Here is an 11,766-nt window from a genome sequence, read left to right on the forward strand (position 1 = left end):
CAAAAAAACATGAAATCTAATAATTTTCTTATTGTTGCAGCTTTATCTATTTTGATTACTGGATTTAGCAGCTGTCAGAATGATTTTCTGGAGGAAGATCCACAATCATTTTTATCACCTACAAACTTTTATAAAACAGACGCAGATGCATATGCAGCTTTAGTATCTGTCTACAATGGGTTAAGACCCATATACAGTCAGGATATGACTTTTGTTGGAGATTTAGCCGGAGAACAGACCAATCCGGGAACAGGTTCAAATACGGACAGAACTGATATTGATAATTTTACCGTTCAATCTGGTAATCTTGTTTTAGCCGGAAACTGGAATAATAATTATGTTGTCATCAATAGAGCCAATACAGTTATAGAACGTGTACCTGCTATTGATATGCCTGCCGCTAATAAAGATCTATATATTGCCGAAGCACATTTTCTACGTGCATTAGCCTATTTTAATCTTGTTAGAGAATTTGGCGGAGTGCCTTTACGTTTAAAGGAAACTACTGAATTAGAAGGCCTTGATATAGCGCGCTCATCAGTAGACGAAGTTTATGCTGTCATTATTGATGATTTAAAACTAGCCGAAGCAAAACTGCTGCCGGTACAGCCTGCAACTGGAGTTGGGAGAGCTACAAAAGGTGCGGCTTCCTCCCTGCTTGCTTATGTATATTTAACAAAAAAGGACTGGACTAATGCTGCTGCAAAAGCACAAGAAGTAATTACCAATAAAGGTACTTACGGTTATGGTTTATATGCAACACCAGCAGATGTCTGGAAAATTGCCAATGAAAATAAAGTAGAACATATATTTTCAATTCAATTTCAGTCCGGTCCTGAAGGTTACGGTAGTGCATATTCGCAATTCTATCTTTCAAGAACAGCAAATGTTATTCAGAATAATGGAATATCTGGCTTCGCTATTAATTTAGTGGAAGATAAATTCTGGAGATCTTTTGCTGCTGCAGATACGCGCCGTGATGCTTCAATCTTATCAAGTTTTACGGATCCTAAAACCAGCAAATATTATGAGTATCCTACTAAAGGTTTAGCAGAACTAAGTATATTCAAATACTTCGATTCTCAGGCATTTGCGCGAAGCAACAACAATAACAACTACCCAATCTTAAGATATGCAGATGTACTGTTGATAAAAGCAGAAGCATTAAACGAACTAAACGGCCCAACTACAGATGCATACGATGCTATTAATACCATTCGTAAAAGAGCCGGCGCCGGTATGACGGAACTTTCAGGTTTGACAAAAGAACAATTCAGAGCGGCAATACTTCAGGAAAGAAGCTGGGAATTTTGTTTTGAAAGCAAAAGATATTTTGACCTGATTCGTACGGAGCAGTTAATTCCTATCATGACAGCTGCAGGTAAAAATCCGCAGCCAAAGAATTTATTATTTCCTATTCCTCAAAGAGAAATCGACTTAAATAATAAAATCGAACCGTCAGATCAAAATCCCGGATATTAATTAAATAATCTTTCTCCCATGCTTAATCATGGGAGAAAAATTCAACTGATTTAGTAAGAATGTCACGCTTTAATGCAAGCGGACAGATTCCTTATACATTAAAAAAATTTGTATAGGCTCCAATTGGCGCAGGCTAAAGGACTGCCTAAATTCAATATAATATTTTAGAGTTGGTTTAATTTTAGTTTTTTGAAAGAAGCGGGATGGGAATCCTCCTTCCTGTTCCGCCCTTTTAAAACTACTGCACCAAGGCTTAATTTATGTTCAATCAAACGACAATCGATACAAACTCCAAAGGAGTATGATATTTATAGCTCGTTTATTTTAGTTTTTAATTAAAGTTCCATCGGAGCGAAATACTTGTGTTATAAATTAAGATATCACCCCGCTGGGGTTTTATATTATGGTGGATTTATTGTTTCTATAAATATTGCGTCCCAATGGGACTTAGAAATACAAATTCATAATTTATAATTTATAAACAGTAAATAATATATTCCAAGTTATCCAAAATCAAAACGATGAAAAAAATATATTCTTTTTTAATGATCTTAGTTTTCTTAGGCCATGTAACAGCGCAAAAAACTGTTATTGAACTAGGAACAGAAGCTTGGGGAAAAGGGATAAAAAAACTTTATATTCCGAATAAATTTGTTGCCGAAAATGATTTTATAAAAAACACGTCACAAAATTTTATTGATCCGCCAACTTTCAGCCAAATAAAAGACAAGTTACCGGAACCAATCTGGAAAGCCAACAACGATGCTATTATTTCGTATTGGAAAGCTTGGGAAATTGCCTTTTCTAATCTTCATAAGGTAACCGCTCAGAACGGATTTGTTTCTCCATACATAGACGCCGCATTCAATGGCAACATTTTTATGTGGGACACTTCATTTATGACACTTTTTGGACGTTATGGTTCAAGGGCTTTTAATTTTCAAGGCTCTTTAGATAATTTTTATAACAAACAAAGACCCGACGGATTTATATGCCGACAAATTTATGGTTCTAATGGCGAAGATTCTTTTGAACGTTATGATCCATCAAGTACTGGACCTAATATTTTACCGTGGGCGGAATGGGAATATTATAACAACTTCAACGACAAAACCAGACTTGCCAAAGTTTTTCCAGCATTGCTCGCTTATTATAATTGGTTTAATCTAAACCGCACCTGGAAAGACGGCACTTATTATTCCAGCGGTTGGGGTTGCGGAATGGACAATCAGCCGAGATTGCAAAGCGGTTATAATGTAAAATGGAGCAACGGACAAATGTCATGGATTGATACAACGCTACAAGAAATTTTTGCAGCAAAGTTTTTAATAAAAATGGCCATCGAACTTGACAGAGAAAAAGACGTAAAAAATCTACAGACAGAAGTTCAGGAACTTACCAAATTCATCAATGAAAAAATGTGGAATGAAAACCTGCATTTTTATACCGATGTTTTTAAAGACGGTTCTTTATCAAATGTGCAATCTATAGGTTCCTATTGGGCATTATTGGCAGATGTAGTTCCTGACAATCGCCTTGATAAATTTATCAGCCCTCTTTCTGATCCTAAAAAATTCAATCGTCCGCATCGCGTACCAACATTAGCTGCAGATAATCCTGATTATAATGCCGATGGCGGTTACTGGCGTGGCTCCGTTTGGGCGCCAACTACTTATATGGTTCTTAGAGGACTAACTCAGGTACATCAGGATAGTTTGGCTTATGAAATAGGAAAAAACCACTTCGATAATGTCCTGAAAGTTTTTAATACAACCGGAACATTTTTCGAAAACTATTCGCCCGAAAAAGTACAGGGAAATGATCGCAAGAATTTTATAGGATGGACAGGATTAACACCAATTGCAGTTTTATTTGAATATAATTTTGGAATTAGAGCCGATGTACCTCATAATAAAATTGTTTGGGATGTGCGCTTAACCGATGAATTTGGAGTAAAAAAATATCCTTTTGGAACAGATGGTTCAATTGATTTTTATTGCAAATCCCGAAATGATACTAAAAAAATGCCTCAAATAACCATAAAATCAAACAAAGACTTTACCCTTACTTTATTATGGAATGGTGGCAAAAAAGATATTCTGATAAAAGGAAAAAAAATAATAAAACATGATTTATAAAAAACATCTAACACATAGAAACATGGATTTTATGCGTAAAAAAGAAACCAGAAGAGAAATATATTTCTTTCTCAAAGCTAGTGCTCAATGTCATTAAGTTAAGCTTTTTTGACTAGCCTCCAGCTTCAGCTCAATGTTATTAAGTTAAGCTTTTTTGATTATATTTTTTATCTCAAAATGTAGTTTTGAATTGTAGTTTAAAAAACTGAATGACATAGACCTATTGCTATGTTCATTTTAACTAAGTGAAACGCCTTTTTTAAGAATACAAAAATCTATGTCTCTATGTGTTTAAAAAAATTACTACCAAATAATTAAAAATATATAATGAAAAAAACGCTTCTTATCTTGTTTTCTATACTTTACAGCATCAGTGTAAACGCAAAAACGCCCGTTGCTGCAGACCGTTGGCTGGAAATTGATCTGTATTGGTTTGAACACAAAAACATGCAAAAATCGGCTAACGAATTTTGGGATCGTTACGAACCGCTTATGCAGGGAATCGACGGATGGAAAGGTGTTATCATCAATGTGGGCTGGATAACAGATTATTTATACGAATGGCAAGGCGATATCAATCAGGAAATAAAGTTGCCAAAAAACATGAAAACCTGGGGTTCAATTAAAGATGGAGGTCAATTGGCAGGAACAACTCCGGAACGCATGGATTTATGGAAAGAACGTTTTGAAAAAGCAGATAAACCACAATCCATCGATTACGAAAAATGGACGTATGCTGATTTAAAAAAATTAGTAGGCATTATTAAAAAAACAGCCCAAAATAAATATCATATTAAAGATGTAAAAGTCGGCACATTTATTACTGGCGGTGATAGTTCGTATGATGGAGATAAAGCTTTATTTTCCGTAAAGCATCCAAATTCATACCGAAATGGAAAACCTAATATGGTCGCTAAATTATCAGCCGAATCACATAAATATGGCGCGTTCCCGCAAGGAATTCCAGAAGGCACACCATTAACAGAATTCTTCGGAAAACAATGGGGAAGTTTATCTAAAGCATTAAATCTTGATGTAATAATTCTAAGAGATGGATTTTTGGGAACAGGATTATACTCGAGAAGAAAAGGTCCATATGGAGAAACAGCACCAAAAGACCCACAACTAGTAGCAGAATGGAGCAAAGCCACAGCTGATTTAGTGAAACAAACCAAATTAGCCAATCCAAAAGCATTGGTCATAGGATATTCAAACGCAGCAAGTGCCATTGGCAGCTGGCGTGCGAATTGTTTTGATTTGGAAACCATCGCAAAAGAAGGGTATCTCGATGGATGGATTGACCAATCCTGGGCAGGATCATGGAACGAAGTCGGTCAACGACCAGTTATGAATTATGTGCCGGAAGTACGTTTTTGGAGTTCACCATTATTAGGATACAGCTATATGTTAGGTTATATGCTGACTCATTCGGCTATGCTCGCAGATACAAAAGTGCATCATTATTTTCTAACCGAAACCTTTGATGCGTGGGAAACCTGGGACATGATTCACAATGCCAGAGAACGTTTACGTTGGGGAATTTGGGCATATTCGCACGCTGCATTAAAAACACCAAATGGTTTAAAAATGCCAGAAGGAAGTTATATTTCATGGTGCAACAGAGGAAAAATGTTATTGCCAGAAGAAGATGTAAAATTCCTTGCGCAAACCACCAATGATGCCATTGCAGATGCAGCAGAAACCAAAGAAGTTTTTGGTCCTACAATAGTCTACAATCGAAGTGCGATGGAATGGCAATCAAACAATAAACCGGACGAAACAATAAAAGAATGGATAGATGAGCAAGCCGGAACATTAATGAAATGGTCTGCTCCTATTATGTCCGTAACACGTTTGGAATATTTACCTAAGGTCGAAAGTGATTTGTTTATTTTTCAGACACCATCTCATTTAAATCAATTAGAAAAAGAAAACTTAATTACCTATTTAAAATCGGGAAAGCCAGCAATGATTATAGGAAGTCCCGCAGGAGGATTAGATAAAGAGATTGCCGAAATTTTAGGTGTTTCTTCTACAGATACAGCAATAACAGGCACTAAATACATCGGAACAATTAATTACAAAACAGAAGGTATTTATGAATCATTACCCAATACATTTCCGCTTTTTCAGCCGTTTACACAAAATAAATTCAGTGCTGATCTTGAGAGAATATATTCTGTAAGCAGTTCACCTGTTTTAGGATTGAACCAAACGAATGGTAAAAATTTAATTTACTGGGATGCTCCTGATTTCTTCAATAATCTTCCCGCTGGAACTGATAATTACAAAGGTTCATTGGATCAAATTATGGGAAGTCCGGTTCCGTATGTTTTGACTGCCAGGCTAATGAATGAAACGATGAAAAAAGCAGGTTTTACTTTTGTTGATGAAATCAAACAAAATCAGCCTGTTCAATTATCAATGTGGCAGCTTAAAGATGGAAGCTTCAAAATTATGACCGGAAATCTCGAAGAAGGAATCAATCACACAGCAGATCATACCGTAAGTACCACATTAAACCTGCCAGCATTATTTGTAAAAAATAAATCTGTAGAGGTTTCTGAACTTTGGAACAAAACCAAAACCATTATCGGAAATAGAAAATTAGACATCAATCTGGAACAAGCTCAAACGAAACTTTTTAAAATAGAAAAGCCATGAGCAGACAAAAATCTACATTAGATTTCACAATAACTGAAAAATCATTTTTTTTGGCATTTGTTATCTTTCTGTTATCTGGGTTCTATATCGTTATTAATGCCCAGTCAAAAGAAATCACCACAGTCTATAATGTTCGTAATTACGGTGCAATTGGTGACGGAAAAACTCTCGACAGCCCTGCCATTAATAAAGCAATTGAAGAAGCTGCAAAATCCGGAGGAGGAACAGTCTGGATTCCGGCAGGAACTTATTTAAGCGGTTCTATCCATTTACAAAGCAACATTAATTTACACCTTGATTCTGGTGCAACAATTTTGGGCGCTCCACAAGAAATGAATGCTTATGATGAAACGGAATCTTACACATTTGGACCTTATCAGGACGGCGCACACAGCTATTTTCACAATAGTTTAATTTGGGGAGAAAATCTGGTCAACATTTCTATTACCGGGAACGGACTTATAAATGGTGGCGGAATTATACGTGATGATCTTATTTTGAATAAAATGAACGATCACGACAATTGGAAAAATCCAACTAAAAATAATATGCCGGCTTTAAGATTGGGCAACAAAACCATTGCATTAAAGTTATGCAAAAATGTTTTAATCCGTGATATTACAATTGTACACGGCGGACATTTTGGAATGTTATTAACGGGTTGCGAAATCATGACCATAGATAATGTAACGATGGATACAAACCGTGACGGGATTGATATTGATTGTTGCAGAAATACTACTGTTTCAAACTGCCGAATCAATTCTCCAGGAGATGACGGAATCTGTCTAAAAAGTACGTTTGCTCTTGGAGAATTCAGGCTTACCGAAAATATTACCATTACAAACTGTCAGGTTTCCGGATTTCAGGAAGGTACTTTATTAGATGGAACCATGAAACCGCGACCAAATGCTTCGGGACGTATCAAACTTGGTACCGAATCCAGCGGTGGATTTAGAAACATTGCCATATCCAATTGCACTTTTAGAAGCTGTCGCGGACTTGCCTTGGAATCTGTAGATGGCGGAATTTTAGAAAACATCACCATTTCTAATATTACCATGATCGACTTGTATCATTATGCCATTTATATCGCTACGGGAAACCGAAACCGTTCTCCCAACGTTAAAACAAACAGCAGAATGAAAAATGTTTTGATTTCAAATGTCATTGCGACTGGTGTGGATATGATGAGCGGGATTCAAATTATTGGATTACCTGAACAGCCAATTGATGGTCTTCGATTAGAAAATATCCGCTTAACCTCTAAAGGTGGCGGAACTCTAGAAGATGCAGCTATAAAACCAAGAGAATTGGGTGATGGTTATCCGGAACCTTATAAAATAGGAACCTTACCAGCTTATGGCATTTTTGCCAGACATGTAAAAAATTTAGAATTGGCAAACATCAATACTCAATTTGAAACAACCGATAAACGTCCGGCAGCGATGTTCTCAGATATTCAGGGATTGTATCTTGATAATTTAAAATTACAGGTAGCTAAAGGTATAAAAACCGCAGTATTTGCCGATGATGTTGCAACTATTACTACTCAAAATTCACCAGGAATTGACAAAAACCAATTACTCGAAAATTCAAAAAAACAAAAGAAATAAATCATAAAATAATGAAAACGAAAGCCTGTCTTATTCTCTTTTTCACTTTTATTGCATTCCATTGTAACGCAAAAAACATCAATATTTTAGAATATGGAGCTGTTGCAGATGGAAAAACATTAAACACAAAAGTCATTCAAAAAGCAATCGATGACTGCTCTATTTCTGGCGGCGGAACGGTTACGGTTCCTGTTGGGAATTTTTTGATTGGAACAATTTATCTAAAAAATGATGTTAATCTAAATCTTGAAAGTGGCGCTGTATTATTAGGAAGTACCAATATTGCAGATTACGATCCGATGAATTTAATTCGCGGAGTCGAAGTCAGTAATATTTCAATTACCGGAAACGGAACTATTGACGGACAAGGTCATACTTTTTGGATTCCAGCCGATAGAAGCAAAATTCCTTATGATCGTGCACCAGAATGGATTCATCAAACCAAAAGCCCGAGAAACATGCTCAAGCTCGAAGGTTGCAAAAATGTCAAAATCCAAAACATTCACCTAAAAGGATCAGACAGTTGGACTTTGCATTTATTAGGATGCGATCAGGTTGTCGTCGACGGAATCAGTATTCGAAATCCACTACAAGGTCCTAATACAGACGGAATTGACATTCAGGCTTGTAGTAATGTACGAATTGCCAATTGCGATATTTATACCAGAGATGATGCCATTTGTCTGAAAAACAGAGATCCAAAATATACCCACAAAGTTTGCGAGAATATCACCGTGACCAATTGTATTTTAACCACAGTTTGCAATTCATTCAAAATAGGAACTGAATCTCTGGGTGACTTCAAGAATATTGTTTTTAGTAATTCAGTCATAAAAACTGCCCGACCAGATGAAGAATTGGCAAAAGACGCAGCTCAATATATCGATGTAAATGCACGAAGATATGGCTTGGCTGCTACCAGCGGTATTGCACTCGAAAGTGTTGACGGAGCCAATATTCAAGGCGTAACCATTTCGAATATTGTGATGGACGGAGCCTGGTGCCCAATATTTATAAGATTAGGAAATCGTGGTGCAGGCGAACAAAAAAAGGTTTTATCAACTGCCGGAACCATTAAAGATGTTATGATCTCGAACATTGTCGCGTATAATGCCAGTATTGCTTCGTCGATTACTTCAATTCCGGGTTCTTATGTCGAAAATGTCGTTTTAAGCAATATCATTATAAAAACACTTGGTGGCGAAGATGAAAAAACAGCATCAATTGAACTTGACGAATTAGAAAAATCATATCCCGATCCTAAAATGTGGGGACGCGTTTTATCAAAATCAGACGACACCGATCCTATTCCAATCTCAGGGTTATTTATCAGACATGCAAAAAACATTCAGTTGAATGATGTTCAAATTTATGTGGACAAAGACGATATGCGCCCTTTGGTCAAAGCAGAAGATGTGGAGGATTTATATGTAAATAATCTTAAAACTGATGGCAATAATAAAGGCAAATCTGTAATGGATTTCTCCGATGTTCGAAAAGCGACATTACTTAATTTGAATTTCCCTGTAACGATTCCGTGGTTTTCATTCAAAGGAATTAAGACAGAGGATATTACGATTCAAACTTTAAAGAAATTCAAAAATGAAGATTTGATAAAGAAGGATAAAACAGTTTCAAAAGATGCCGTTAGACTGATAAATTTATAATAATATACGTCCTGCAATCCCGAAACTTCGGGATTGCAGGACAAAAAAACCACTAATAATAACTGTTAAGCATTCAATTATGTATAAAAAAATCATACTGTTAGGTTTCTTTGTCTTTTTAATTTGTCCCGCTTTTGCACAAAATACGGGCATCAGCATAAAAGATATAGAAAAAGCGATCAGAGCAACAGATCTGGAGAGAAAAACTTACGCAGACACCGCTGTGATTAATCTTTATCAGGGAAATGGCGTTTTCGGGAGTTCTTATGGAGCGCTTGGATTGCATATTAATCCAGCCAAAAACACAGCACTTACTAAATACGGAAAAACAGAATATTATAATATGAATTATTTTGTCAGAGGCAAATTTGCTGCTGATTATCTGGTTCCGTTTGCGAAGTTTTACTGGGAAAAAGAACCTGAAAAAATCACGAAATACAATCAGGCACAATCGTATTATGATGGTACTATTTCGACTCATTTTGAATATGATAAAAATAAAATCAACGTAAAAACCTGGTTTGACGCCGTTGATAAAAATTTGGCTGGATTAAACGTTGCAGTAGAAGGAAAATCTTCTGATATTATTTTTAAGCCTTTAGATATTTTAGAAGTTCATTACGATCAAAAATTAACTCAGATTTCTAAAATAACAAACGAAAACGATCAATGGAAAATTGAGTTGTCGTGTCTGGATAAAACTATGTTTGTTTATCTAAAAACAAATGCCGCTGTAAAACTTCAGGATTCGAATTTGGTTCTGACATTACATTCAGGGGAAAACAATATACTACTTTCTGTAAAGGAACCGATTACAATTTCTGCGGAGCAATCACTAAAACAATCTACAGAATGGTGGCATGAAAAATGGCAAAATATGGGAATTTTAATTACTCCTGAAATTCATGCGCAGCAAATGTGGGTAAGATCAATGGCGCAGTTTTTATATTCTTTTAATGATAAAAAACTGGGCTTGCCGCCACCAATGGGATTCACAGGAAATCACTGGAATTTTGGCTATCCACAAGATGTTTCGTTTGTGCATACCATGTTGCTTTCGACAGGAAATATAGACATGGCAAAATCATGGATCGAATATTTTTCAGAACGAATTCCCGGAATGAAAGCCTACACCAAACGTCTATTAAATGTGGATGGAATCATGGCTCCGTGGGTTTTTCCGTTAGGCGATTTTGAGGGTTATCATACACCATCAGTTCCAAATAAATTTTACTATGAGATTCATAATTCGGGTTATATGGCTCGCATGACGTATGAAACGGCTGTATTTGTCAATGATCAAAGCTGGACGGACAAATATGCAAAACCATTAATTGGCGAAACGGCTTTATTCTATAAAAATGTTTGTCAAAAAGGATCTGATAACCTTTGGCACATCATCATTCAGCCGTCGACAGGACAGGATGAAAAAGGCGGTGTTAATCAGGACGATTATTTATGTGCTTTATTTAGTGCCGAATATTGTTTTCAAAAAGCAATAGAATACAATTTAGATGAAGACGGAACCTACGCTAAAATCCTAAAAGAAGGATTAGCATTTCCAGAACTTAAGTCACAACGAGGTATTTATTTTACCAATAAAGGACGAGGAGAATCAGATTATGGTAACCAGAAACATCCTGTACAATTGAATCCGTTGGCATTTCTTCCAATAGAAAAAACAGTATCCGCTACTTCAAAAACCGCTTACGATCTTCGCTATGATATTACAATGGGTGCTAAAAAACCTTATTTCTTCGGATGGACTTTAGGTGAATTTCTATTGGCTGGATCAAGAATCGGAAATGTTATAGAATGGCAAAAAGACTGGGATAATCTTAGAAAAGCAAATTATGTTGATGCCGAATGGATTCAGGTATTCGAAACCAGCGGAGTTTACAAAGACTCTTATTATAATATTACCAATGGATTAATAACGCAGTCACTTCTAAACAATATAGTATCTGACTGGTACGGAAAATTGGAAATTGCCAAATGTAATCCGTGGAAAGAAAAAGTATATCTAAAAAATATCTATTCAAAACTTGGCGTAATTGTAAACGGTGAATTGGATACAAAATCGGCTTCATTAGAATTAAAAGCCTGGAAAGATTGTGAATTTGACCTTAACGGAGAAAAAATCACTTTAAAGAAAAACGAAACCATTAAAAAGAAAATAGCTTTAAAATAAAATATCTA

At 35.9% G+C, this 11,766-nt stretch carries 6 protein-coding genes; all 6 read left to right on the plus strand.

Features of this window, described 5'->3' with window-relative positions:
• Window positions 1–9 precede the first annotated feature (9 nt).
• The 6 genes from EAH81_RS22995 to EAH81_RS23020 all read left to right on the plus strand — a co-directional run bounded on the left by EAH81_RS22995 (window position 10) and on the right by EAH81_RS23020 (window position 11,758).
• Window positions 10–1,482, plus strand: a complete 1,473-nt coding sequence (locus tag EAH81_RS22995; protein ID WP_140511346.1) for a RagB/SusD family nutrient uptake outer membrane protein — start codon at window positions 10–12, stop codon at window positions 1,480–1,482.
• 521 nt (window positions 1,483–2,003) lie between these two features.
• Entirely contained in the window at window positions 2,004–3,620 is a 1,617-nt protein-coding gene (locus tag EAH81_RS23000) for an MGH1-like glycoside hydrolase domain-containing protein (RefSeq protein ID WP_206669108.1), read from the plus strand.
• A 327-nt stretch (window positions 3,621–3,947) separates the two neighbouring features.
• Window positions 3,948–6,284 (plus strand): hypothetical protein, encoded by a 2,337-nt coding sequence (locus EAH81_RS23005; protein WP_140511347.1) that lies wholly within the window; start codon window positions 3,948–3,950, stop codon window positions 6,282–6,284.
• Window positions 6,281–7,900, plus strand: a complete 1,620-nt coding sequence (locus EAH81_RS23010; protein WP_140511348.1) for a glycoside hydrolase family 28 protein — start codon at window positions 6,281–6,283, stop codon at window positions 7,898–7,900. The genes EAH81_RS23005 and EAH81_RS23010 overlap by 4 nt, the downstream gene beginning before the upstream one ends.
• 11 nt (window positions 7,901–7,911) lie before the next feature.
• On the plus strand, window positions 7,912–9,567 hold the full coding sequence (locus EAH81_RS23015; RefSeq protein WP_140511349.1) for a glycoside hydrolase family 28 protein: 1,656 nt from the start codon (window positions 7,912–7,914) through the stop codon (window positions 9,565–9,567).
• A 79-nt stretch (window positions 9,568–9,646) separates the two neighbouring features.
• On the plus strand, window positions 9,647–11,758 hold the full coding sequence (locus EAH81_RS23020) for a hypothetical protein (protein ID WP_140511350.1): 2,112 nt from the start codon (window positions 9,647–9,649) through the stop codon (window positions 11,756–11,758).
• Window positions 11,759–11,766 lie beyond the last annotated feature (8 nt).

It is taken from the genome of Flavobacterium pectinovorum, from assembly GCF_006438875.1.
Lineage (GTDB): Bacteria > Bacteroidota > Bacteroidia > Flavobacteriales > Flavobacteriaceae > Flavobacterium > Flavobacterium pectinovorum_A.